Source organism: Escherichia sp. MAL-1 (assembly GCF_052948035.1).
In genome coordinates this window covers 250,254-274,449 of record NZ_CM129609.1, presented here as the reverse complement: position 1 = coordinate 274,449, position 24,196 = coordinate 250,254, and the positions used below count along the sequence as shown (strand labels likewise).

At 54.5% G+C, this 24,196-nt stretch carries 18 protein-coding genes and 2 pseudogenes; 15 read left to right on the top strand and 5 right to left on the bottom strand.

Annotated features, from left to right (window positions below; genetic code table 11):
* The first annotated feature begins 15 nt into the window (after positions 1-15).
* Positions 16-2,214, top strand: a complete 2,199-nt coding sequence (gene zntA, locus ACU8XX_RS01270; protein ID WP_000106538.1) for a Zn(II)/Cd(II)/Pb(II) translocating P-type ATPase ZntA — start codon at positions 16-18, stop codon at positions 2,212-2,214.
* Positions 2,215-2,315: 101 nt separating this feature from the next.
* Here zntA and tusA read toward each other — a convergent pair whose 3' ends face one another.
* Entirely contained in the window at positions 2,316-2,561 is a 246-nt protein-coding gene (gene tusA / locus ACU8XX_RS01265; protein WP_000130621.1) for a sulfurtransferase TusA, read from the bottom strand.
* A gap of 220 nt (positions 2,562-2,781) precedes the next feature.
* Between tusA and ACU8XX_RS01260 the strand changes: the two genes are divergently transcribed.
* Both ACU8XX_RS01260 and dcrB read left to right on the top strand, forming a co-directional pair.
* The gene (locus ACU8XX_RS01260) at positions 2,782-3,447 is read left to right on the top strand and encodes a 7-cyano-7-deazaguanine/7-aminomethyl-7-deazaguanine transporter (RefSeq protein WP_016241677.1); all 666 of its coding nucleotides are present in this window, start codon (positions 2,782-2,784) and stop codon (positions 3,445-3,447) included.
* A gap of 72 nt (positions 3,448-3,519) precedes the next feature.
* On the top strand, positions 3,520-4,077 hold the full coding sequence (dcrB, locus tag ACU8XX_RS01255; RefSeq protein WP_001245295.1) for a phage sensitivity protein DcrB: 558 nt from the start codon (positions 3,520-3,522) through the stop codon (positions 4,075-4,077).
* A gap of 3 nt (positions 4,078-4,080) precedes the next feature.
* Here dcrB and ACU8XX_RS01250 read toward each other — a convergent pair whose 3' ends face one another.
* Positions 4,081-5,298, bottom strand: a complete 1,218-nt coding sequence (locus ACU8XX_RS01250) for an MFS transporter (RefSeq protein ID WP_001307440.1) — start codon at positions 5,296-5,298, stop codon at positions 4,081-4,083.
* Positions 5,299-5,429: 131 nt separating this feature from the next.
* Between ACU8XX_RS01250 and ACU8XX_RS01245 the strand changes: the two genes are divergently transcribed.
* The 12 genes and pseudogenes from ACU8XX_RS01245 to ACU8XX_RS01190 all read left to right on the top strand — a co-directional run bounded on the left by ACU8XX_RS01245 (position 5,430) and on the right by ACU8XX_RS01190 (position 19,079).
* A complete protein-coding gene (locus ACU8XX_RS01245) occupies positions 5,430-6,479 on the top strand; it encodes an AI-2E family transporter (protein WP_001297848.1) in 1,050 nt (349 codons plus the stop codon).
* A 54-nt stretch (positions 6,480-6,533) separates the two neighbouring features.
* Entirely contained in the window at positions 6,534-7,121 is a 588-nt protein-coding gene (gene acpT / locus ACU8XX_RS01240) for a 4'-phosphopantetheinyl transferase AcpT (RefSeq protein WP_000285791.1), read from the top strand.
* A gap of 110 nt (positions 7,122-7,231) precedes the next feature.
* A complete protein-coding gene (nikA, locus tag ACU8XX_RS01235) occupies positions 7,232-8,806 on the top strand; it encodes a nickel ABC transporter substrate-binding protein (protein ID WP_000953353.1) in 1,575 nt (524 codons plus the stop codon).
* Positions 8,806-9,750, top strand: a complete 945-nt coding sequence (nikB, locus tag ACU8XX_RS01230) for a nickel ABC transporter permease subunit NikB (RefSeq protein ID WP_000947068.1) — start codon at positions 8,806-8,808, stop codon at positions 9,748-9,750. Before nikA ends, nikB begins: the two co-directional genes overlap by 1 nt.
* A complete protein-coding gene (nikC, locus tag ACU8XX_RS01225) occupies positions 9,747-10,580 on the top strand; it encodes a nickel ABC transporter permease subunit NikC (protein ID WP_001008963.1) in 834 nt (277 codons plus the stop codon). Before nikB ends, nikC begins: the two co-directional genes overlap by 4 nt.
* Entirely contained in the window at positions 10,580-11,344 is a 765-nt protein-coding gene (gene nikD, locus ACU8XX_RS01220) for a nickel import ATP-binding protein NikD (RefSeq protein WP_001136236.1), read from the top strand. Before nikC ends, nikD begins: the two co-directional genes overlap by 1 nt.
* A complete protein-coding gene (gene nikE / locus ACU8XX_RS01215; protein ID WP_000173666.1) occupies positions 11,341-12,147 on the top strand; it encodes a nickel import ATP-binding protein NikE in 807 nt (268 codons plus the stop codon). The genes nikD and nikE overlap by 4 nt, the downstream gene beginning before the upstream one ends.
* Before the next feature lie 5 nt (positions 12,148-12,152).
* A complete protein-coding gene (gene nikR / locus ACU8XX_RS01210) occupies positions 12,153-12,554 on the top strand; it encodes a nickel-responsive transcriptional regulator NikR (protein ID WP_001190062.1) in 402 nt (133 codons plus the stop codon).
* Positions 12,555-12,756: 202 nt separating this feature from the next.
* A complete protein-coding gene (rhsB, locus tag ACU8XX_RS01205) occupies positions 12,757-16,992 on the top strand; it encodes a rhs element protein RhsB (RefSeq protein ID WP_446908432.1) in 4,236 nt (1,411 codons plus the stop codon).
* Positions 16,964-17,347: a protein YhhH gene (gene yhhH / locus ACU8XX_RS01200; protein WP_001271686.1), complete on the top strand. Its 384-nt coding sequence runs from the start codon at positions 16,964-16,966 to the stop codon at positions 17,345-17,347. The genes rhsB and yhhH overlap by 29 nt, the downstream gene beginning before the upstream one ends.
* Positions 17,348-17,451: 104 nt before the next feature.
* Positions 17,452-17,802: pseudogene (locus ACU8XX_RS01195) on the top strand (HEAT repeat domain-containing protein); the annotation flags it as partial.
* A gap of 140 nt (positions 17,803-17,942) precedes the next feature.
* Positions 17,943-19,079 (top strand): annotated as a pseudogene (locus ACU8XX_RS01190) (ISAs1 family transposase).
* Positions 19,080-19,243: 164 nt separating this feature from the next.
* On the opposite strand, the gene ACU8XX_RS01185 reads toward ACU8XX_RS01190, so the two are convergent.
* The 3 genes from ACU8XX_RS01185 to ACU8XX_RS01175 are packed head-to-tail and all read right to left on the bottom strand — an operon-like array spanning position 19,244 to position 24,167.
* Positions 19,244-20,368 carry an ABC transporter permease gene (locus ACU8XX_RS01185; RefSeq protein ID WP_240765332.1) on the bottom strand — a complete coding sequence of 375 codons (1,125 nt, stop codon included), beginning with the start codon at positions 20,366-20,368 and terminating at the stop codon, positions 19,244-19,246.
* Positions 20,368-23,103, bottom strand: a complete 2,736-nt coding sequence (rbbA, locus tag ACU8XX_RS01180; RefSeq protein WP_112033967.1) for a ribosome-associated ATPase/putative transporter RbbA — start codon at positions 23,101-23,103, stop codon at positions 20,368-20,370. The genes ACU8XX_RS01185 and rbbA overlap by 1 nt, the downstream gene beginning before the upstream one ends.
* Complete coding sequence (locus ACU8XX_RS01175; RefSeq protein ID WP_000361491.1) at positions 23,100-24,167, bottom strand: HlyD family secretion protein; 1,068 nt, start codon at positions 24,165-24,167, stop codon at positions 23,100-23,102. Before ACU8XX_RS01175 ends, rbbA begins: the two co-directional genes overlap by 4 nt.
* Between the last annotated feature and the right edge of the window lie 29 nt (positions 24,168-24,196).

Below are 24,196 nucleotides of genomic sequence, written 5' to 3'. Positions count from 1 at the left end.
TAACCGGAGGATGCCATGTCGACTCCTGACAATCACGGCAAGAAAGCCCCTCAATTTGCTGCGTTCAAACCGCTAACCACGGTACAGAACGCCAACGACTGTTGCTGCGACGGCGCATGTTCCAGCTCGCCAACTCTCTCTGAAAACGTCTCCGGCACCCGCTATAGCTGGAAAGTCAGTGGCATGGACTGCGCCGCCTGTGCGCGCAAGGTAGAAAATGCCGTGCGCCAGCTTGCAGGTGTGAATCAGGTGCAGGTGTTGTTCGCCACCGAAAAACTGGTGGTTGATGCCGACAATGACATTCGTGCACAAGTTGAATCTGCGGTGCAAAAAGCGGGCTATTCCCTGCGCGATGAACAGGCCGCCGACGAACAACAAGAATCACGCCTGAAAGAGAATCTGCCGCTGATTACGCTAATCGTGATGATGGCAATCAGCTGGGGTCTGGAGCAGTTCAATCATCCGTTCGGGCAACAGGCATTTATCGCGACCACGCTGGTTGGGCTGTACCCGATTGCTCGTCAGGCATTACGGCTGATCAAATCCGGCAGCTACTTCGCCATTGAAACCTTAATGAGCGTAGCCGCTATTGGTGCACTGTTTATTGGCGCAACGGCTGAAGCTGCGATGGTGTTGCTGCTGTTTTTGATTGGTGAACGACTGGAAGGCTGGGCCGCCAGCCGCGCGCGTCAGGGCGTTAGCGCGTTAATGGCGCTGAAACCAGAAACCGCCACGCGCCTGCGTAACGGTGAGCGGGAAGAGGTGGCGATTAACAGCCTGCGCCCTGGCGATGTGATTGAAGTCGCCGCAGGTGGGCGTTTGCCTGCCGACGGTAAATTGCTCTCACCGTTTGCCAGTTTTGATGAAAGCGCCCTGACCGGCGAATCTATTCCGGTGGAGCGCGCAACGGGCGATAAAGTTCCTGCAGGAGCCACCAGCGTAGACCGTCTGGTAACGCTGGAAGTGCTGTCAGAACCGGGTGCCAGCGCCATTGACCGGATTCTGAAACTGATCGAAGAAGCCGAAGAGCGTCGCGCACCCATTGAGCGTTTTATCGACCGTTTCAGCCGTATCTATACGCCCGCGATTATGGCCGTCGCTCTGCTGGTGACGCTGGTGCCACCGCTGCTGTTTGCCGCCAACTGGCAGGAGTGGATTTATAAAGGGCTGACGCTGCTGCTGATTGGTTGCCCGTGTGCGTTAGTTATCTCAACGCCTGCGGCGATTACCTCCGGGCTGGCAGCAGCGGCACGTCGTGGGGCGTTAATTAAAGGCGGTGCGGCGCTGGAGCAGCTAGGTCGTGTTACCCAGGTGGCGTTTGATAAAACCGGTACGCTGACCGTCGGTAAACCGCGCGTTACCGCGATTCATCCGGCAACGGGTATTAGTGAATCTGAACTGCTGACACTGGCGGCGGCGGTCGAGCAAGGCGCGACGCATCCACTGGCGCAGGCGATCGTGCGCGAAGCACAGGTTGCTGCACTCGCCATTCCCGCCGCCGAATCACAGCGGGCGCTGGTCGGGTCTGGCATTGAAGCGCAGGTTAACGGTGAGCGCGTATTGATTTGCGCTGCCGGGAAACATCCCGCTGATGCATTTGCTGGTTTAATTAACGAACTGGAAAGCGCCGGGCAAACGGTAGTGCTGGTAGTACGTAACGATGACGTGCTTGGTGTCATTGCGTTACAGGATACCCTGCGCGCCGATGCTGCAACTGCCATCAGTGAACTGAACGCGCTGGGCGTCAAAGGGGTGATCCTCACCGGCGATAATCCACGCGCAGCGGCGGCAATTGCCGGGGAGCTGGGGCTGGAGTTTAAAGCGGGCCTGTTGCCGGAAGATAAAGTCAAAGCGGTGACCGAGCTGAATCAACATGCGCCGCTGGCGATGGTCGGTGACGGTATTAACGACGCGCCAGCGATGAAAGCTGCCGCCATTGGGATTGCAATGGGCAGTGGCACAGACGTGGCGCTGGAAACCGCTGATGCAGCATTAACCCATAACCACCTGCGCGGCCTGGTGCAAATGATTGAACTGGCACGCGCCACTCACGCCAATATCCGCCAGAACATCACCATTGCGCTGGGACTGAAAGGGATCTTCCTCGTCACCACGCTTTTAGGGATGACCGGACTATGGCTGGCGGTGCTGGCAGATACGGGTGCGACGGTGCTGGTGACAGCGAATGCGTTAAGATTGTTGCGCAGGAGATAAGGCAAACCGATCGCAACATTGAGCGCGATCGGTCCCCTCGCCCCTCTGGGGAGAGGGTTAGGGTGAGGGGAAAAGGCGGCATCGAAGCCAATCAGCCCCCATCAACCGCCTTTACGAATCAAATAACGATAAGGCAGTCCATCCGTCTCTTTCGCAACCAGTTCGTGTTCCATAAAGGTACAAAACCCAGGAATATCGCGGGTAGTGGCCGGATCGTCGGCGATAATCAGCAACGTTTCGCCGGGCTGCATATTGCGCACAGTTTTGCGCACCATCATTACGGGTTCCGGGCAGCGCAGGCCAAGTGCGTCGAGTGTGTGGTCAGGGCTGGAAAAGAGATCGGTCATTTTCTTCTCATCACATAAAAAAACGGCGCTAGTTTACGCCCTGTGAGTCCGTAAGCAAACCAGGTTAACGATTGCGTGAAAATTAACCATTGCATTGTCAACGTAAAGCAGTATCATGCGGCGGCTCGAAAAAAGGGTAAGCACGTTATTATGTTAAGGTAACAGACGTGTCGTACGTATTGGGTTCCCTCACCCCAATGGTTAATCAAAAAGGTACAATATGAACGTTTTCTCGCAAACTCAACGCTATAAGGCGTTGTTCTGGTTATCGTTATTTCATCTGCTGGTGATCACCTCCAGTAACTATCTGGTTCAGCTTCCCGTCTCCATTTTTGTTTTCCATACCACCTGGGGCGCGTTTAGCTTTCCGTTTATCTTTCTCGCTACCGACCTGACCGTACGTATTTTTGGCGCACCGCTGGCCCGTCGTATCATCTTTGCGGTGATGATCCCGGCGTTGCTGATCTCCTACGTCATCTCGTCGCTATTCTATATGGGTTCCTGGCAGGGATTCGGCGCACTCGCCCACTTCAACCTGTTTGTCGCCCGTATCGCCACCGCCAGTTTCATGGCCTACGCGCTGGGGCAGATCCTCGACGTGCACGTTTTTAACCGCCTGCGTCAGAGTCGCCGCTGGTGGCTGGCACCGACAGCGTCCACACTGTTCGGTAACGTCAGCGACACGCTGGCCTTTTTCTTCATTGCCTTCTGGCGTAGCCCGGATGCCTTTATGGCTGAACACTGGATGGAAATCGCGCTGGTCGATTACTGTTTCAAAGTGTTAATCAGTATCGTTTTCTTCCTGCCAATGTATGGCGTATTACTCAATATGCTGTTGAAAAGACTGGCAGATAAATCCGAAATCAACGCTTTGCAGGCGAGTTAAAGGTTCGTTATCAGAGTTGTGATAAGATGGATGAATGAGCCGTTATGGCCGTTTATCGAAAGGAAGAAGTCAATGCGCAATCTGGTTAAATATGTCGGAATTGGCCTGCTGGTTATGGGGCTTGCGGCCTGTGATGATAAAGACACTAACGCTACGGCGCAGGGTTCGGTCGCGGAAAGTAACGCTACCGGGAATCCCGTCAACCTGCTTGATGGCAAGTTAAGTTTCTCGCTGCCAGCGGATATGACCGACCAGAGCGGTAAGCTGGGAACGCAGGCCAATAACATGCATGTCTGGTCCGACGCCACCGGGCAGAAAGCAGTCATCGTCATCATGGGCGATGATCCAAAAGAAGATCTGGCGGTGCTGGCGAAGCGTCTGGAAGATCAGCAACGTAGCCGCGATCCGCAGCTGCAAGTGGTAACCAATAAAGCCATTGAGCTGAAAGGTCACAAAATGCAGCAGTTAGACAGTATTATCTCCGCGAAAGGCCAGACGGCGTACTCTTCCGTTATTCTGGGTAACGTGGGTAATCAACTGCTGACCATGCAAATTACGCTGCCCGCTGACGATCAGCAAAAAGCGCAGACCACCGCAGAAAACATCATTAATACGCTGGTTATTCAGTAAGTTTTAAGATGATGAGGCGGCCTCAGGGACGTGTTCCGGAGGCCGTTTTTTTAATCGCCACGTCAGTAATAACGCGATTGCGACCAGTCCCGCCGCCGCCAGATAAATCACCGGTACGCCCGCCCAGCTCATCACCAGCCCAGCCAGTGGTCCAGTCACGCCAAGCGATAAATCCATAAATACGGTGTAAGTTGCCAGCGCCGCCCCCTGATTTTGCTGCGGAACCGCTTTTACCGCCACTACACCCAATGCCGGGAACACCAGCGAAAACCCTGCCCCCGCCAGTAAGACGCCGATTTTCGCCATCCACGGCATAGTCGCCACGCCAACCAGTAGCAGGCCGATTATCTCAACGCTAAAGCAAATCATCGCCACGTTTAAGCCGCCGATACGGTTAATGCCGTTAGGGAATAACAAACGCGTACCGACAAACGCACAGCTAAACAGCGTCAGCGCGAAAGCCGCACCGTCCCAACCTTTAGCGTCATAAAACAGCGTGATAAAGGTGGCGATAACGCCAAATCCGGCGGAAGCCAGTGCCAGTGCCATACCGTACAGCCAGACGCGCCCAAGCACCGCGCGAAACGGCAGCGGTTTGCCTTTACTGGCTTTTACCGTCGGACGCGGGAGCGCCAACAAAATGGCCACCAGCGCCACGCCCATAATGATTAACGCTAACGCCTGCAAGCCGCCCCAGTGATAAAACACGACGCCTAACGGCGCACCCATCGCCATCGCCCCGTAAGTGACAATGCCGTTCCACGAAATCACCCGCCCGATATGCAGCGAGCCAACCACGCCAACGCCCCACAGGGTCGATCCCGTTCCGGCAAAACTTTGCCCAATCCCAAGGATCACGCGTCCCAGGCAAAGTAATAACAGGCTGATGACGGGCAGACTGGCGGTTAATCCTGCCGTCAGATATCCCAGACCGCTCAAAAAGCAGCCGCATAAACCGAAGACGACAATCTTTTTGGGTCCCAGCAAATCGGCATAACGTCCGGCATGAGGGCGGCTCAGCAAGGTGGCGAAATATTGCAGGCTGATAACCAATCCTGCCCAGAAAGCGCTAAAGCCCATCACATCATGGACATAGCCCGGTAATACAGCGAGCGGCAACCCGATGGTGAGGTAGCTGGCGAAGTTAAACATGACAATGGAGACAATGCGCAAATTCAGGCGCAATCCGTTTAGCGCGGGTTCGGCTACGGGTTCGGGCATGAGGATCACCACATTTTTACAACAGTGTTTCATTTTTACCATGTGCTGACGTGAAAATCAGCAGTAAGAATCAGAATATTGCTGGCGTGACTCCCGCTACACTTAATACAAAAAGTCACAAGGAAGCCCCAATGGAAACCCCTCAACCCGATAAAACGGGCATGCACATTCTGCTCAAGCTGGCCTCGCTGGTAGTGATCCTCGCGGGCATTCACGCAGCGGCAGATATCATTGTGCAGCTGTTACTGGCGCTGTTTTTTGCCATCGTCCTCAACCCGCTCGTCACCTGGTTTATTCGTCGGGGAGTACAACGCCCCGTTGCCATTACGATTGTAGTGGTGGTGATGCTGATCGCACTAACCGCGCTGGTCGGCGTACTGGCGGCATCGTTTAACGAATTTATCTCTATGCTGCCGAAGTTTAATAAGGAGCTGACGCGCAAACTTTTTAAATTGCAGGAGATGTTGCCTTTTCTTAATTTGCATATGTCGCCGGAGCGAATGCTGCAGCGGATGGACTCGGAAAAAGTGGTTACCTTCACCACAGCGCTAATGACCGGGCTTTCCGGGGCAATGGCGAGCGTGCTTTTGCTGGTGATGACCGTAGTTTTTATGCTGTTTGAAGTGCGCCACGTCCCTTACAAAATGCGTTTTGCGCTGAATAATCCACAGATTCACATCGCGGGATTACACCGCGCACTTAAAGGCGTTTCGCACTATCTTGCATTGAAGACGCTACTCAGTTTATGGACAGGTGTCATCGTCTGGCTGGGGCTGGAGCTGATGGGGGTACAGTTTGCGCTGATGTGGGCAGTACTGGCGTTTTTGCTTAACTACGTGCCCAATATCGGCGCGGTAATTTCCGCCGTACCGCCAATGATTCAGGTGCTGCTGTTTAATGGTATTTACGAATGTATTCTGGTCGGCGCATTGTTTTTAGTTGTCCATATGGTCATCGGCAATATTTTAGAGCCACGGATGATGGGCCATCGCCTGGGGATGTCCACCATGGTGGTATTTCTTTCATTGTTAATTTGGGGATGGCTGCTCGGCCCGGTAGGGATGCTACTTTCGGTGCCATTAACCAGTGTGTGTAAAATCTGGATGGAAACCACCAAAGGCGGTAGCAAACTGGCGATTTTACTGGGGCCAGGCAGACCGAAAAGTCGGTTACCGGGATGAGGCGACAAGTGATACGATACGCACTTTCATTTTCCATTAAACGTTGGCCCTGATATGTATCGGATAGTTCTGGGGAAAGTTTCGACCTTAAGCGCAGCTCCACTGCCACCGGGTTTACGCGAGCAAGCACCGCAAGGTCCACGACGCGAACGCTGGCTGGCGGGGCGTGCATTGCTTTCGCACACGCTTTCCCCGCTACCGGAGATCATCTATGGCGAACAAGGCAAACCTGCATTCGCGCCGGAAACGCCGCTATGGTTCAACTTAAGCCATAGCGGTGACGATATCGCTCTGCTGTTGAGCGATGAAGGCGAAGTCGGCTGCGATATCGAAGTGATTCGCCCGCGCGCCAACTGGCGCTGGCTGGCGAACGCCGTGTTCAGCCTCGGGGAACACGCTGAAATGGACGCCGTGCATCCTGAGCAGCAACTGGAAATGTTCTGGCGCATCTGGACGCGCAAAGAAGCCATCGTTAAACAGCGTGGCGGCAGCGCCTGGCAAATCGTCAGCGTAGATAGCACCTATCACTCCTCGCTGTCAGTCAGCCATTGTCAGCTAGAAAATTTAAGCCTTGCGATCTGCACCCCCACCCCCTTTACGCTCACCGCCGAGAGTGTGCAATGGATCGATTCAGTTAACTGATCCGCCCACCCGACTGCCCATCTATTGATCCAGAACAGGTAATCAGTATGACGAATACTTAAAATCGTCATACTTATTTCCGCCATCTATTTTAATCCATTGGGGTTACCATGCTCTCCACACTCCGCCGCACTCTATTTGCGCTGCTGGCTTGTGCGTCTTTTATCGTCCATGCCGCTGCACCAGATGAAATCACCACCGCCTGGCCGGTGAATGTCGGGCCACTAAACCCGCACCTTTACACGCCTAACCAGATGTTCGCCCAGAGCATGGTTTATGAACCATTGGTGAAATATCAGGCAGACGGTTCGGTGATCCCGTGGCTGGCAAAAAGCTGGACTCATTCAGAAGATGGTAAAACCTGGACCTTCACCCTGCGTGATGACGTGAAATTCTCCAACGGTGAACCGTTCGATGCCGAGGCGGCGGCAGAAAACTTCCGCGCAGTGCTCGATAACCGTCAACGTCACGCCTGGCTGGAGCTGGCAAACCAGATTGTTGATGTTAAAGCACTCAGTAAAACAGAGCTGCAAATCACCCTGAAAAGCGCCTACTATCCTTTCCTGCAAGAACTGGCCCTGCCGCGCCCTTTCCGCTTTATCGCCCCCTCGCAGTTTAAAAACCATGAAACCATGAACGGAATTAAAGCGCCGATTGGCACCGGACCGTGGATTTTGCAGGAATCGAAACTGAATCAGTACGATGTCTTCGTCCGTAACGAAAACTACTGGGGCGAAAAGCCAGCGATTAAAAAGATCACCTTTAACGTCATCCCGGACCCGACTACCCGCGCGGTGGCGTTTGAAACTGGCGATATCGACCTGCTGTACGGAAACGAAGGGTTATTACCGCTCGATACCTTCGCCCGCTTTAGCCAGAACCCGGCTTACCATACCCAACTGTCACAGCCGATCGAAACCGTGATGCTGGCGCTTAATACCGCCAAAGCCCCCACCAATGAGCTGGCAGTACGTGAAGCTCTTAATTACGCGGTAAACAAAAAATCGCTGATTGATAACGCGTTGTATGGCACCCAGCAGGTCGCCGACACCCTGTTTGCCCCTTCTGTGCCCTACGCCAACCTCGGCCTGAAACCGCGCCAGTACGATCCGCAGAAAGCGAAAGCGTTGCTGGAAAAAGCCGGTTGGACGCTGCCTGCGGGCAAAGACATCCGCGAGAAAAATGGTCAGCCGCTGCGCATTGAACTGTCGTTCATCGGCACCGATGCGTTAAGCAAATCGATGGCGGAAATCATTCAGGCTGATATGCGCCAGATTGGCGCAGATGTCTCGCTGATTGGCGAAGAAGAGAGCAGTATCTATGCTCGTCAGCGCGACGGTCGTTTTGGCATGATTTTCCACCGCACCTGGGGCGCGCCATATGATCCACACGCCTTCCTCAGTTCAATGCGCGTACCGTCACACGCTGACTTCCAGGCACAGCAAGGATTAGCCGACAAACCGCTGATTGATAAAGAGATCGGCGAAGTGCTGGCGACCCATGACGAAACGCAACGTCAGGCGCTGTATCGCGACATTCTGACCCGTCTGCATGACGAGGCGGTTTATCTGCCTATCAGTTACATCTCAATGATGGTGGTATCAAAACCGGAGCTGGGTAACATCCCCTACGCGCCGATCGCCACCGAAATTCCGTTCGAACAGATTAAACCGGTGAAACCTTAATGTTGCGTTACGTATTACGCCGCTTTCTGCTGCTGATCCCGATGGTGCTCGCCGCCTCGGTGATCATTTTTCTGATGCTGCGCCTCGGTACCGGCGACCCGGCGCTCGATTATTTGCGTCTGTCTAACCTGCCGCCGACGCCGGAGATGCTGGCCTCTACCCGCACCATGCTGGGACTGGATCAGCCGCTGTACGTCCAGTACGGCACCTGGTTGTGGAAGGCGCTGCATCTTGACTTTGGTATCTCATTCGCCAGCCAACGCCCGGTACTGGACGATATGCTGAACTTCCTGCCCGCCACGCTGGAACTTGCAGGTGCGGCGCTGGTATTAATTCTGCTCACTTCCGTACCGCTCGGTATCTGGGCGGCGCGCCATCGCGACCGTCTGCCGGATTTCGCCGTACGTTTCATCGCGTTTCTTGGCGTGTCGATGCCTAACTTCTGGCTGGCGTTTTTACTGGTGATGGCGTTTTCGGTGTATCTGCAATGGCTACCCGCGATGGGTTACGGCGGCTGGCAGCACATCATTTTGCCTGCGGTTTCCATTGCCTTTATGTCGCTGGCGATTAACGCGCGTTTACTGCGCGCCAGTATGCTGGACGTCGCCGGTCAGCGTCACGTCACCTGGGCGCGTCTGCGCGGCCTGAACGACAAACAGACCGAACGTCGCCACATCCTGCGCAATGCCTCGCTGCCGATGATCACCGCCGTGGGGATGCACATCGGCGAACTGATTGGCGGGACGATGATTATCGAAAACATCTTTGCCTGGCCGGGCGTCGGGCGCTATGCGGTGTCGGCGATTTTTAACCGTGACTATCCGGTGATCCAGTGCTTTACGCTGATGATGGTGGTGGTTTTTGTGGTCTGTAATTTGATTGTCGATTTGCTCAACGCCGCGCTGGACCCGCGCATTCGTCGTCATGAAGGAGCGCACGCGTGAACTTTTTCCTCTCTTCCCGCTGGTCGGTACGCCTGGCGCTGATCATTATCGCCCTGCTGGCGCTGATTGCGCTCACCAGCCAGTGGTGGCTGCCGTATGACCCCCAGGCGATTGATTTGCCGTCGCGCCTGCTTTCGCCGGATGCGCAGCACTGGCTGGGCACCGATCACTTAGGTCGCGATATTTTCTCGCGGCTGATGGCAGCGACCCGCGTGTCGCTCGGTTCGGTAATGGCCTGCCTGCTGCTGGTGCTGACATTAGGGCTGGTTATTGGCGGCAGCGCCGGGTTGATTGGCGGACGCGTTGATCAGGCCACCATGCGCGTCGCCGATATGTTTATGACCTTCCCGACCTCGATTCTGTCGTTCTTTATGGTTGGCGTGCTCGGCACCGGGCTGACCAACGTAATTATCGCCATCGCCCTGTCGCACTGGGCGTGGTATGCACGCATGGTGCGCAGCCTGGTGATTTCACTGCGCCAGCGCGAGTTTGTGCTGGCATCACGGCTTTCTGGCGCAGGCCATGTGCGGGTGTTTGTTGATCATCTGGCAGGCGCGGTGATCCCTTCGCTGCTGGTGCTGGCAACGCTGGATATCGGCCATATGATGCTGCACGTCGCGGGGATGTCTTTCCTTGGCCTCGGTGTGACCGCGCCGACCGCCGAATGGGGCGTGATGATTAACGACGCGCGCCAGTATATCTGGACCCAGCCGCTGCAAATGTTCTGGCCGGGGCTGGCGCTGTTTATCAGCGTGATGGCCTTTAACCTGGTGGGTGACGCACTGCGCGATCATCTGGACCCTCATCTGGTGACGGAGCACGCACACTAATGCCGCAACAGATTGAACTACGTAATATCGCGCTACAGGCCGCGCAGCCGCTGGTACACGGTGTATCGTTAACCCTGCAACGCGGGCGCGTGCTGGCGTTAGTCGGCGGTAGCGGCAGCGGGAAATCATTAACCTGCGCCGCGACGCTGGGCATTTTGCCCGCTGGCGTTCGCCAGACGGCGGGGGAAATTTTAGCCGATGGCAAACCGGTTTCGCCTTGCGCCCTGCGCGGCATCAAAATTGCCACCATCATGCAGAACCCGCGCAGCGCCTTTAATCCACTGCACACCATGCACACCCACGCGCGGGAAACCTGCCTGGCGTTAGGGAAACCCGCCGATGACGCTACGCTTACCGCTGCCATAGAAGCGGTGGGGCTGGAAAACGCCGCGCGCGTGCTGAAGCTGTACCCGTTCGAGATGAGCGGCGGCATGTTGCAGCGCATGATGATTGCGATGGCGGTGCTGTGTGAATCACCGTTTATCATCGCCGATGAACCGACCACCGACCTCGACGTGGTAGCACAGGCGCGCATCCTCGATCTGCTGGAAAGCATTATGCAAAAACAAGCGCCGGGAATGCTGCTGGTCACCCATGATATGGGCGTTGTGGCGCGTCTGGCGGATGACGTGGCGGTGATGTCACAAGGTAAAATTGTCGAACAGGGCGATGTAGAAACGCTGTTTAACGCCCCCAAACATACGGTGACGCGCAGCCTGGTTTCCGCTCATCTCGCCCTCTACGGTATGGAGCTGGCATCATGACCTTACTTAACGTCTGCGGCCTTTCCCATCACTATGCCCACGGTGGATTTAGCGGAAAACATCAACATCAGGCGGTGCTGAATAACGTTTCCCTGACCCTGAAAAGCGGCGAAACCGTCGCCCTGCTGGGACGCAGCGGCTGCGGAAAAAGCACCCTCGCGCGGCTGCTGGTAGGCTTAGAGTCTCCCTCACAAGGGAATATTAGCTGGCGCGGCGAACCGCTGGCGAAACTCAATCGCGCCCAGCGTAAAGCGTTCCGCCGCGATATTCAGATGGTATTTCAGGACTCCATCAGCGCCGTGAATCCGCGCAAAACCGTGCGCGAGATCCTGCGTGAACCGATGCGCCACCTGCTATCACTGAAAAAATCCGAACAACTGGCGCGCGCCAGCGAAATGCTGAAGGCGGTCGATCTCGATGACAGCGTTCTCGACAAACGCCCACCGCAGTTAAGCGGCGGCCAGCTCCAGCGCGTCTGCCTGGCTCGCGCGCTGGCGGTCGAACCGAAACTACTGATTCTGGATGAAGCCGTTTCTAACCTTGATCTCGTGTTACAGGCGGGCGTCATTCGCCTGCTGAAAAAGCTACAACAACAGTTTGGCACCGCCTGCCTGTTCATCACCCACGACTTACGCCTGGTGGAACGCTTCTGTCAGCGGGTGATGGTGATGGACAACGGACAAATCGTCGAAACCCAGGTGGTGGGAGATAAATTAACCTTTTCCTCTGACGCCGGACGTGTGCTACAAAACGCGGTATTACCCGCATTCCCCGTGCGCCGTCGCACCACAGAAAAGGTTTAACGCAAATGCAACGAGTCACCATCACGCTTGATGACGATTTACTGGAGACGCTGGACAGCCTGAGCCAGCGTCGTGGTTATAACAACCGTTCCGAAGCTATCCGCGATATTCTGCGTAGCGCCCTGGCGCAGGAAGCTACCCAGCAGCACGGCACACAAGGTTTCGCGGTGCTGTCGTATGTGTATGAACACGAAAAACGCGACTTAGCCAGCCGTATTGTTTCCACCCAGCATCATCACCACGACCTCTCCGTCGCCACGCTGCATGTGCACATCAACCACGACGACTGTCTGGAAATCGCCGTGTTGAAAGGTGACATGGGTGACGTGCAGCATTTTGCCGATGACGTTATCGCCCAGCGCGGCGTGCGGCACGGGCATTTGCAGTGCTTGCCGAAGGAAGATTGAGTCTATTATTGGGTCCTTTGGTGAACGATCAACAAAGGGCCACTAGCACACCTGATTCCTCTCTAAATACCCTATCCGAACCTTCTCTTTTGTAACGTTCTAAATATATTCCTAAAAATCTTCAATTCATTGTGACCACAAGTTTTTCTTCGCTTTTTCGTATGAAGATACTGTCATTAAAATAATAGAAAAGGATTTTACGATGAGCGGAAAACCGGCGGCGCGTCAGGGTGACATGACGCAGTATGGCGGTAGCATTGTTCAGGGTTCAGCCGGGGTACGTATTGGTGCCCCCACCGGCGTGGCCTGTTCGGTGTGCCCCGGCGGGGTGACGTCCGGCCATCCGGTCAATCCGCTGCTGGGTGCAAAGGTCCTTCCCGGTGAAACCGACATCGCCCTGCCCGGCCCGCTGCCGTTCATCCTCTCCCGCACCTACAGCAGTTACCGGACAAAAACGCCCGCGCCGGTGGGGAGCCTCGGCCCCGGCTGGAAAATGCCTGCGGATATCCGCTTACAGCTGCGCGATAACACACTGATACTCAGTGATAACGGCGGCAGAAGCCTGTATTTTGAGCACCTGTTTCCCGGTGAGGACGGTTACAGCCGCAGCGAGTCACTGTGGATGGTGCGCGGCGGCGTGGCGAAACTGGATGAAGGTCACCGGCTGGCCGCACTCTGGCAGGCGCTGCCGGAAGAACTCCGCTTAAGTCCGCATCGTTATCTGGCGACAAACAGTCCGCAGGGGCCGTGGTGGCTGCTCGGCTGGTGTGAGCGGGTGCCGGAAGCGGATGAGGTGCTGCCTGCGCCGCTGCCGCCGTACCGGGTACTGACCGGGCTGGTGGACCGCTTCGGGCGCACACAGACGTTCCACCGCGAAGCCGCCGGTGAATTCAGCGGCGAAATCACCGGCGTGACGGATGGTGCCTGGCGTCACTTCCGGCTGGTACTGACCACGCAGGCGCAGCGGGCAGAAGAAGCCCGGCAGCAGGCCATTTCCGGCGGGACGGAACCGTCCGCTTTTCCTGATACCCTGCCGGGTTACACCGAATATGGCCGGGACAACGGCATCCGTCTGTCTGCCGTGTGGCTGACGCACGACCCGGAATACCCGGAGAATTTACCTGCCGCGCCGCTGGTGCGCTATGGCTGGACGCCACGCGGCGAACTGGCGGTGGTGTATGACCGTAGTGGCAAACAGGTGCGCAGCTTTACTTACGATGATAAATACCGGGGCCGGATGGTGGCGCACCGTCACACGGGCCGGCCGGAAATCCGTTACCGTTACGACAGCGACGGGCGGGTGACAGAACAGCTAAACCCGGCAGGCTTAAGCTACACGTATCAGTATGAGAAAGACCGCATCACCATCACCGACAGCCTGGACCGCCGTGAAGTGCTGCACACGCAGGGCGAAGCCGGGCTGAAGCGGGTGGTGAAAAAGGAACACGCGGACGGCAGCGTCACGCAGAGTCAGTTTGACGCCGTGGGCAGGCTCAGGGCACAGACGGATGCCGCAGGCAGGACAACAGAGTACAGCCCGGATGTGGTGACGGGCCTCATCACGCGCATAACCACGCCGGATGGCAGGGCATCGGCGTTTTACTATAACCACCACAACCAGTTAACGTCAGCCACCGGGCCTGACGGGCTGGAATTGCGCCGGGAATATGATGAATTGGGCCGTCTGATTCAGGAAACTGCCCCTGACGGCGATATCACCCGCTACCGTTATGATAATCCACACAGTGACTTACCCTGCGCAACGGAAGATGCCACCGGCAGCCGGAAAACCATGACGTGGAGCCGTTACGGTCAGTTGCTGAGCTTCACCGACTGTTCCGGTTATGTAACCCGTTATGACCATGACCGCTTCGGGCAGATGACGGCGGTGCACCGCGAGGAAGGGCTGAGTCAGTACCGCGCATACGACAGCCGTGGACAGTTAATTGCCGTGAAAGACACGCAGGGCCATGAAACGCGGTATGAATACAACATCGCCGGTGACCTGACCGCCGTCATTGCCCCGGACGGCAGCAGAAACGGGACACAGTACGATGCGTGGGGAAAGGCCGTCCGTACCACGCAGGGCGGGCTGACGCGCAGTATGGAATACGATGCTGCCGGACGGGTCATCCGCCTGACCAGTGAAAACGGCAGCCACACCACCTTCCGTTACGATGTACTTGACCGGCTGATACAGGAAACCGGCTTTGACGGCCGCACACAGCGTTATCACCACGACCTGACCGGCAAACTTATCCGCAGCGAGGATGAGGGTCTGGTCACCCACTGGCACTATGACGAAGCAGACCGCCTCACGCACCGCACCGTGAAGGGTGAAACCGCAGAGCGGTGGCAGTATGACGAACGTGGCTGGCTGACAGACATCAGCCATATCAGCGAAGGGCACCGGGTGGCGGTGCATTACAGGTATGATGAGAAAGGCCGGCTGACCGGTGAGCGTCAGACGGTGCATCACCCGCAGACGGAAGCACTGCTCTGGCAGCATGAGACCAGACATGCGTACAACGCGCAGGGGCTGGCGAACCGCTGTATACCGGACAGCCTGCCCGCCGTGGAATGGCTGACCTACGGCAGCGGTTACCTGGCAGGCATGAAACTCGGCGACACACCGCTGGTGGAGTACACCCGCGACCGCCTGCACCGGGAAACGCTGCGCAGCTTCGGCCGTTATGAACTCACCACCGCTTATACCCCTGCCGGGCAGTTACAGAGCCAGCACCTGAACAGCCTGCTGTCTGACCGCGATTACACCTGGAACGACAACGGCGAACTCATCCGCATCAGCAGCCCGCGCCAGACCCGGAGTTACAGCTACAGCACCACCGGCAGGCTGACCGGCGTTCACACCACCGCAGCGAATCTGGATATCCGCATCCCGTATGCCACAGACCCGGCAGGTAACCGCCTGCCCGACCCGGAGCTGCACCCGGACAGCACCCTCAGCATGTGGCCGGATAACCGTATCGCCCGTGACGCGCACTATCTTTACCGGTATGACCGTCACGGCAGGCTGACAGAGAAAACCGACCTCATCCCGGAAGGGGTTATCCGCACGGATGATGAGCGGACTCACCGGTACCATTACGACAGTCAGCACCGGCTGGTGCACTACACGCGGACACAATATGAAGAGCCGCTGGTCGAAAGTCGCTATCTTTACGACCCGCTGGGCCGCAGGGTGGCAAAACGGGTGTGGCGGCGTGAACGGGACCTGACGGGCTGGATGTCGCTGTCACGGAAACCGCAAGTGACCTGGTACGGCTGGGACGGCGACCGGCTGACCACGATACAGAACGACAGGAGCCGCATCCAGACGATTTATCAGCCGGGGAGCTTCACGCCACTCATCAGGGTCGAAACTGCCACCGGTGAGCTGGCGAAAACGCAGCGCCGCAGCCTGGCGGATGCCCTTCAGCAGTCCGGCGGCGAAGACGGTGGCAGTGTGGTGTTCCCGCCGGTGCTGGTGCAGATGCTCGACCGGCTGGAAAGTGAAATCCTGGCTGACCGGGTGAGTGAGGAAAGCCGCCGCTGGCTGGCATCGTGCGGCCTGACCGTGGCGCAGATGCAAAACCAGATGGACCCGGTGTACACGCCGGCGCGAAAAATCCACCTGTACCACTGCGACCATCGCGGCCTGCCGCTGGCCCTTATCAGTAAGGAAGGGGCAACAGAATGGTGCGCAGAATACGATGAGTGGGGCAACCTGCTGAATGAAGAGAACCCGCATCAGCTGCAGCAGCTTATCCGCCTGCCGGGGCAGCAGTATGATGAGGAGTCCGGCCTGTATTACAACCGCCACCGCTATTATGACCCGCTGCAGGGGCGATATATCACTCAGGATCCGATTGGACTGAAGGGGGGATGGAACCTGTATGGATATCAATTGAATCCGATATCAGACATCGACCCCCTGGGTTTATCTATGTGGGAGGATGCAAAATCGGGGGCATGTACTAATGGTCTTTGCGGCACACTATCCGCTATGATAGGTCCAGATAAATTTGATTCTATAGATAGCACCGCATATGACGCCTTAAATAAAATAAATAGCCAATCTATTTGCGAAGATAAAGAGTTCGCTGGTTTAATATGTAAGGATAATAGTGGCAGATATTTCTCAACAGCACCTAACCGAGGAGAAAGAAAAGGATCATATCCATTCAATAGCCCTTGCCCTAATGGTACTGAGAAAGTATCAGCTTATCATACTCATGGTGCAGATAGTCATGGAGAATATTGGGACGAAATATTTTCAGGTAAAGATGAGAAAATAGTTAAAAGTAAAGATAACAATATCAAGTCATTTTATTTAGGTACGCCCAGTGGTAATTTTAAAGCAATAGATAACCACGGGAAGGAAATAACAAACAGAAAAGGATTACCTAATGTCTGCAGAGTTCATGGTAATATGTAAAAAAATATTGTTTAGGAACTGTGTCATTGTATCTTTGTTTGTTTTTACATACAACACATGGGCGCAGTGTAATAATAATATTAAAATAATGCGCAAGTATGAAAGTGAAGGTAAATATACCGTTAGAAATTTGGTTAAAAATAAAGCTATAGCATTGGAATTAGCTGAGATATATGTTAAGAATCGTTATGGACAGGATGCCGCAGAAGAAGAAAAACCATACGAAATCACTGAGTTAACAACAAGTTGGGTTGTTGAAGGTACCATTCACTCAGACCAAATTGCTGGTGGGGTTTTTATTATAGAAATAGGCAAAAATGATGGGAGAATTCTGAATTTTGGCCACGGAAAATAAGTATGTAAGGATAATCAAACATCGTGTGCGCTGATGGCAGAGTAGGTGGAGGACTCCAGACAGTCAAACGATAGAAAAAGATAGCCTTTATGGAGGTTCCTGCAATGTCAAATACATACCAGAAAAGAAAGGCAAGTAAAGAGTATGGTTTATATAATAAATGTAAGAAACTAAATGATGATGAATTATTTCGCTTACTTGATGATCGCAATTCCTTGAAAAGGATTTCATCTGCCAGAGTATTACAGTTAAGAGGGGGGCAAGACGCTGTTAGATTGGCAATTGAATTCTGCACTGACAAAAATTATATCCGTAGAGATATCGGAGCATTTATACTCGGGCAAATATAAATTTGCAAAAAATGCGAAGATAATGTTTTTAATATTTTGAACAATATGGCATTGAATGATAAGAGTGCTTGCGTTCGAGCTACGGCAATCGAGTCAACGGCCAGGGAAAGATCATCAAAAGTTCACTTTTTGCACTAAATAATTCGCATTTTATGTTTAAAAATTGAGATATTCCTTATTACCTGAAGCTGTTTTTTATTGCTTATACATGATCAAATACTCCTTACCTAATTAAGGAGAACAAAATGGAACTTAAAAAATTGATGGAACATATTTCTATTATCCCCGATTACAGACAAACCTGGAAAGTGGAACATAAATTATCGGATATTCTACTGTTGACTATTTGTGCCGTTATTTCTGGTGCAGAAGGTTGGGAAGATATAGAGGATTTTGGGGAAACACATCCCGATGTTTTGAAGTGATATGGTGATTTTGAAAATGGTATTCCTGTTCACGATATCATTGCCAGAGTTGTATCCTGTATCAGTCCTGCAAAATTTCACGAGTGCTTTATTAACTGGATGCGTGACTGCCATTCTTCAGATGATAAAGACGTCATTGCAATTGATGGAAAAACGCTCCGGCACTCTTATGACAAGAGTCGTCGCAGGGGAGCGATTCATGTCATTAGTGCGTTCTCAACAATGCATAGTCTGGTCCTCGGACAGATCAAGACGGATGAGAAATCCAATGAGATTACAGCCATTCCTGAACTTCTTAACATGATGGATATTAAAGGAAAAATCATCACAACTGATGCGATGGGCTGCCAGAAAGATATTGCAGAAAAGATACAAAAACAGGGAGGTAATTATTTATTCGCGGTAAAAGGAAACCAGGGGCGGCTAAATAAAGCCTTTGAGGAAAAATTTCCGCTGAAAGAATTAAATAATCCAGAGCATGACAGTTACGCAATGAGTGAAAAGAGTCACGGCAGAGAAGAAATCCGTCTTCATATTGTTTGCGATGTCCCTGATGAACTTATTGATTTCACGTTTGAATGGAAAGGGCTGAAGAAATTATGCGTGGCAGTCTCCTTTCGGTCCATAATAGCAGAACAAAAGAAAGAGCCAGAAATGACGGTCAGATATTATATCAGTTCTGCTGATTTAACCGCAGAGAAGTTCGCCACAGCAATCCGAAACCACTGGCACGTGGAGAATAAGCTGCACTGGCGTCTGGACGTGGTAATGAATGAAGACGACTGCAAAATAAGAAGAGGAAATGCAGCAGAATTATTTTCAGGGATACGGCACATTGCTATTAATATTTTGACGAATGATAAGGTATTCAAGGCAGGGTTAAGACGTAAGATGCGAAAAGCAGCCATGGACAGAAACTATCTGGCGTCAGTCCTTGCGGGGAGCGGGCTTTCGTAATCTTGCCCTGAATACAGGACTGAGTATCAAAAAGCCGGTTAACTGAAACTGTCCAGGTTTTGGGGGTCAGTTCATAAACGCCTTATCCGGCCTAAAAACAACTAAAATTCAATAAATTGCACCGATGCGTAGTCCCTATAAGCTTACGCATCGGGCAATTGTATTTACGCCATTGTCCCAATCGTCTTCCTGAATCGCAGCAGTGCAATGGTGAAAAACGCGCCGCCAATTGCCATCAGCGTCAGGAACTGCGGCCAGACGATTTCGAATCCGGCACCCCGGTAGAGGATGGCCTGCGCGAGGCTAACAAAGTGTGTCGTCGGCATGGTCAGCATAGTGTCCTGCACCATCTGCGGCATACTTTCGCGCGGCGTGGATCCACCGGAAAGCATTTGCAGCGGCAGCAGCACCAGAATCACCAGCAGCCCCAGTTGCGGCATTGAACGCGCTATCGTCCCCATAAAAATGCCGATTGACGTGGTGGCAAACAGACTGAGCGCCACGCCCAGCATAAACAGCGGGATCGAGCCTTCAATCGGTACGCCCAGTACACCTTTCACCATCAGCACCAGCGATAATCCCGATACCACCAGCACCACCAGCCCCATCGACCAGATCTTCGCCATCATGATCTCAAACGGCGTTATCGGCATCACCAGTAAATGTTCCACCGTGCCGTGTTCACGCTCGCGGATCAGCGCCGATCCGGCCAATACAATCGCCAGCATGGTAATGTTGTTGATGATCGCCATCACCCCGCCAAACCACGCGGGATCAAGGTTCGGGTTAAAGCGCATCCGGGTTTCCAGCGATACCAACGGTTCGCTGTTATCACGGTAGCGCGCGACAAAGCTGTTCACTTCACCGTTGATAATATTCTGGATATACCCATTGCCGGTAAATGCCTGGCTCATGCGCGTGGCATCGACGTTCACCTGAATATCCGGCTGGCGTCCGGCGAGGACATCACGCTGAAAATTAGGCGGAATATTTATCGCGAAGGTATAGCGTCCGGCGTCCAGTCCGGCATCCATCTCATCGGCGGTGATCATCTCCGGTGGCAAAAACCACGGACGATAGAAGCTGTTAACGATCCGGTTCGATAACTGCGATTGATCCATATCGGCAATGGCGATCGGCGCGAGGTTCAACGATCCTGGCGTAACGGTCGCTGACGAATACACCGACACCGTAAACGAGAAGACAATCAGCGTCAGCATCGCTTTATCACCGAGCAGACTGCGCAACTCTTTGATACCCAGATTAAAAATATTGCGTAAATGGCGCATCATCCCTCCTGTTTTTTCAGCAGCAGGATACTTAAGCCCATCACCAGCGGGATGGCTATCAGCAACGGGATAAAAAGTTGCCACAAATCAGTCAGATCCAGCGCTTTCGAGAACGTCCCGCGGGCGATAATCAGAAAATGACTGGTCGGGTAAACCTCGCCGATCCAACGTCCAGGCCCTTCCAGCGAAGCTACCGGATCGATCATCCCGGAAAACTGTGTCGCTGGGATCAACGTCATAATCGCCGTTCCGAAAATGGCGGCAATCTGGCTTTTCATAAAGGTGGAGATCAGCAGCCCCATTCCGGTGGCAATGATGATATACAGCAGCGCCGCCAGGGTGAGCGTCAGGAAACTGCCTTTATGCGGTACGCCAAACACAAACACCGACAGGCCGCAGAGCAGGAAAAAGTTCAGCATCCCCAGCGCGATGTATGGCAACTGTTTACCAAGCAAAAATTCACTACGCGTGGTGGGGGTCACGTAAAGGTTGATAATCGACCCAAGCTCTTTTTCCCGCACCACGCTAAGGGCGCTTAGCATTGACGGGATCATCATCAGCAGAAGCGGGATCACCGCCGGAACAATCGCTGGCAGGCTTTTTACGTCCGGGTTATAGCGATAACGCGTCTCAATGTTCATCAGCCCGCTTTGGCTGGCGGGTGTCGATTGTCGGCTCGCCACATCCTGAAGCCAACTCTGGTGCATTGCCTGCACGTAACCTTTTACCGTTTCGGCACGACTGGGCATCGCTCCGTCGATCCAGACGCCGAGTTCCACAGGCGTACCACGCGCGATATCGCGCCCGAAATTGGGCGGGATCTCAATCGCCACCGTGATATCGCCCGCACGCATCCGACGATCAAGCTCGTCATAACTGGTGAGCGGCGGCTGTTCGATAAAGTAACGGGAACCGGAGAGGTTGAGTGTCCACGCCTGGCTACTGACGGTCTGGTCGCGGTCGAGCACCGCAAAGCGCAGGTTTTCCACATCCATACTGATGCCGTAACCCATTATCAGCATCAGGATCACCGTTCCCATCAGCGCCAGCGTCGAACGTACTGGATCGCGTCGCAGTTCCAGCGCTTCGCGGCGGCTGTAGCTAAACAGACGGCGCAGGCTAAATCCCTGACGCGGCGCGTGGGTGGTGTCGTGTACCACGGGCGGCGCTTCGGCTTCGTTGCTCTGCCCTGCCGCTTCCTGCAAATAGGCGATAAATGCCTCTTCCAGACTGGCGGCTCCGCGTTTCTCAACCAGTTCCTGCGGTGTACCGCTGGCAAGCACTTTTCCGGCGTGCATCAGTGAGATGCGGTCGCAACGTTCCGCTTCGTTCATAAAGTGGGTGGAGATGAAGATAGTCACTTTGTCCTGGCGCGAGAGATCGACCATCAACTGCCAGAACATATCCCTCGCCACCGGATCGACACCAGAAGTAGGCTCATCGAGGATTAACATCTCCGGGCGATGAATCACCGCCACCGCCAGCGAAAGCCGCTGGCGAATGCCGAGCGGCAATGACTCCGGCAGAATATCTTCAACGTCGTTGAGCTTAAAACGCTCGCTCATTTCAGCCACTCTTGCGGGAATTTCCGCTTCCGGGATGTGAAACAAACGGGCATGTAACTCAAGGTTTTGCCGCACGGTGAGTTCGTTATAGAGCGAAAACGCCTGCGACATATAGCCCACCCGACGGCGGGTATCGATATCTTTTGGATCAACCGGTTGCCCGAACAGCCACGCCTCACCTTCGCTGGCGGGCAGCAGTCCGGTGAGCATTTTCATGGTGGTGGATTTACCGCAGCCGTTCGAACCAAGAAAACCAAAAATCTCCCCGCGTGGAATGCGGAAATTAACGTGATCAACGGCAACGAAGGAACCAAAACGCATGGTCAGATCGCGCGCTTCGATGGCAATCTCTGCGTTTTCAGGTTGATACGGTGGGATCACTACCGCCTGATGCGCCTGGCGTTGCGCTTGCGGTAACAGATTTATAAATGCTTCTTCCAGCGTAGCGCTTTGCGTTTGCTGCCGTAGCTCTTCGGCGCTGCCAGTTGCCAGCACTTCTCCGGCATTCATCGCTACCAGCCAGTCGAAGCGTTCGGCCTCTTCCATATAGGCGGTGGCGACCAGCACGCTCATATTGCTCTGCCGCTGGCGAATACTGTCGATCAGATCCCAGAACTGGGAGCGGGAGAGCGGGTCAACCCCCGTTGTTGGCTCATCAAGGATCAACAGTTCCGGGTCGTGGATTAACGCGCAGCACAGCCCAAGTTTTTGCTTCATCCCGCCGGAGAGTTTCCCTGCCGGACGATCGCGAAACGGTGCTAACCCCGTGCTGGTCAGCAGCTCATTAATTCGCACTTCCCGCTCCGCTTTGTCGTGACCGAACAGGCGAGCGAAAAAATCGACGTTTTCATACACCGACAAGGTGTGGTAGAGGTTTTTGCCCAGCCCCTGCGGCATCCAGGCGATGCGCGGGCAGACGTCTCGGCGATGCTTCGGGTCGTGCATATCGCCACCCAGCACCACCACATTGCCCTGCTCAATGACGCGGGCACCGGAAATCAGTGACAATAAACTCGACTTCCCGACGCCGTCCGGGCCAATCAGCCCGACCATGCAACGGGCCGGAATATCGAGAGTGATATTGTTCAGCGCAACGGTTTTTCCATAATGCTGGCTCACGCCCGCCAGTTGCGCGACAGGCGGGACGGGAACCAGTTCCAGATGCGTCATTGCGGCAACCTCACCACGAGGTCGTCAGGCCACGGAAGTTCTTCATTCACCCGCACCCACGCTACGCCCGGTAAACCGGTTTTGACATATTCCAGATGCTGCTGGAGTAATTCCGGTGGGATACGCGCTTTGACGCGGAACATCAGTTTCAGCCGTTCATCGCTGGTTTCGACGGTTTTTGGCGTGAACTGGGCGACACTGGCGACAAAACTGATGGTCGCCGGAATACGCAGATCTGGCGCGGCATCGAGGATCAGCCGGGCTTCACCGCCAAGTTTCAGCGTGCCCGCCTGTTCGGTTGGCAGGAAGAAAGTCATATAGACGTCGCTGAGATCGACCATATTCAGCACCCGACCGCCTGCCGCCAGCACTTCCCCTGGCTCGGCAACGCGATATTGTACGCGTCCATCACGCGGGGCTTTCAGTTCGCTGTCATCGATATCTGCGGCAATGCGCCGTTCAGTGGCTTGTGCGGCTTCGACGCGAGTTTGCGCCTGAATGATATTGGTGCGTGCCGCTTCTATAGCCGCTTTAGAAGCCGATACCTGAGCTTTCGCCGATTCCAGCGCAGCTCGGGCGCTCTCAGCGGCGGCGCGATCGTCATCCAGCTGTTGCGCAGAAATAGCCCCTCGTTGGGCGAGCGAGCGGGAACGCGTATGACGTTTAGCCACGGAGTCCAGTTCGGCCTGGCGTTGATTAACCAGCGACTGCGCGGCACGAGTTTCGCTTTGCCGTTGCTCCAGCAAAGCCTGCGCGGCAGCAACGGCACTTTGTGCTTCTTTGATTTGCGCGATGGCTTCCAGTCGCTGTTCCTGCAACACGCGAGTATCCATCTTCGCCAGCACTTCGCCTTCGCGAACAAACTGGCCTTCTTTCACCAGAATGGTGTCGATACGCCCGGCAATTTTGCTGGCGATATCCACTTCCGTCGCTTCAATGCGCCCATTGCTGACGGCAAAGCCTTCCGGCACACCTGCCGGGCGCAACAGCCACCACGCCACGATAGCCGCCACCGCCAGTAACCCGACAACCCACCACGCCAGATGGCGCTTACTCTTATCCATAATCGACCCGCCATAATCCCTGTAAGCAA

Excerpts from the sequence above, each read along its gene's own strand:
- zntA (WP_000106538.1), top strand. The coding sequence starts at position 16 with ATGTCGACTCCTGACAATCACGGCAAGAAAGCCCCTCAATTTGCTGCG.
- tusA (WP_000130621.1), bottom strand. The coding sequence starts at position 2,561 with ATGACCGATCTCTTTTCCAGCCCTGACCACACACTCGACGCACTTGGC.
- ACU8XX_RS01260 (WP_016241677.1), top strand. The coding sequence starts at position 2,782 with ATGAACGTTTTCTCGCAAACTCAACGCTATAAGGCGTTGTTCTGGTTA.
- dcrB (WP_001245295.1), top strand. The coding sequence starts at position 3,520 with ATGCGCAATCTGGTTAAATATGTCGGAATTGGCCTGCTGGTTATGGGG.
- ACU8XX_RS01250 (WP_001307440.1), bottom strand. The coding sequence starts at position 5,298 with ATGCCCGAACCCGTAGCCGAACCCGCGCTAAACGGATTGCGCCTGAAT.
- ACU8XX_RS01245 (WP_001297848.1), top strand. The coding sequence starts at position 5,430 with ATGGAAACCCCTCAACCCGATAAAACGGGCATGCACATTCTGCTCAAG.
- acpT (WP_000285791.1), top strand. The coding sequence starts at position 6,534 with ATGTATCGGATAGTTCTGGGGAAAGTTTCGACCTTAAGCGCAGCTCCA.
- nikA (WP_000953353.1), top strand. The coding sequence starts at position 7,232 with ATGCTCTCCACACTCCGCCGCACTCTATTTGCGCTGCTGGCTTGTGCG.
- nikB (WP_000947068.1), top strand. The coding sequence starts at position 8,806 with ATGTTGCGTTACGTATTACGCCGCTTTCTGCTGCTGATCCCGATGGTG.
- nikD (WP_001136236.1), top strand. The coding sequence starts at position 10,580 with ATGCCGCAACAGATTGAACTACGTAATATCGCGCTACAGGCCGCGCAG.
- nikE (WP_000173666.1), top strand. The coding sequence starts at position 11,341 with ATGACCTTACTTAACGTCTGCGGCCTTTCCCATCACTATGCCCACGGT.
- nikR (WP_001190062.1), top strand. The coding sequence starts at position 12,153 with ATGCAACGAGTCACCATCACGCTTGATGACGATTTACTGGAGACGCTG.
- rhsB (WP_446908432.1), top strand. The coding sequence starts at position 12,757 with ATGAGCGGAAAACCGGCGGCGCGTCAGGGTGACATGACGCAGTATGGC.
- yhhH (WP_001271686.1), top strand. The coding sequence starts at position 16,964 with ATGTCTGCAGAGTTCATGGTAATATGTAAAAAAATATTGTTTAGGAAC.
- ACU8XX_RS01185 (WP_240765332.1), bottom strand. The coding sequence starts at position 20,368 with ATGCGCCATTTACGCAATATTTTTAATCTGGGTATCAAAGAGTTGCGC.
- rbbA (WP_112033967.1), bottom strand. The coding sequence starts at position 23,103 with ATGACGCATCTGGAACTGGTTCCCGTCCCGCCTGTCGCGCAACTGGCG.
- ACU8XX_RS01175 (WP_000361491.1), bottom strand. The coding sequence starts at position 24,167 with ATGGATAAGAGTAAGCGCCATCTGGCGTGGTGGGTTGTCGGGTTACTG.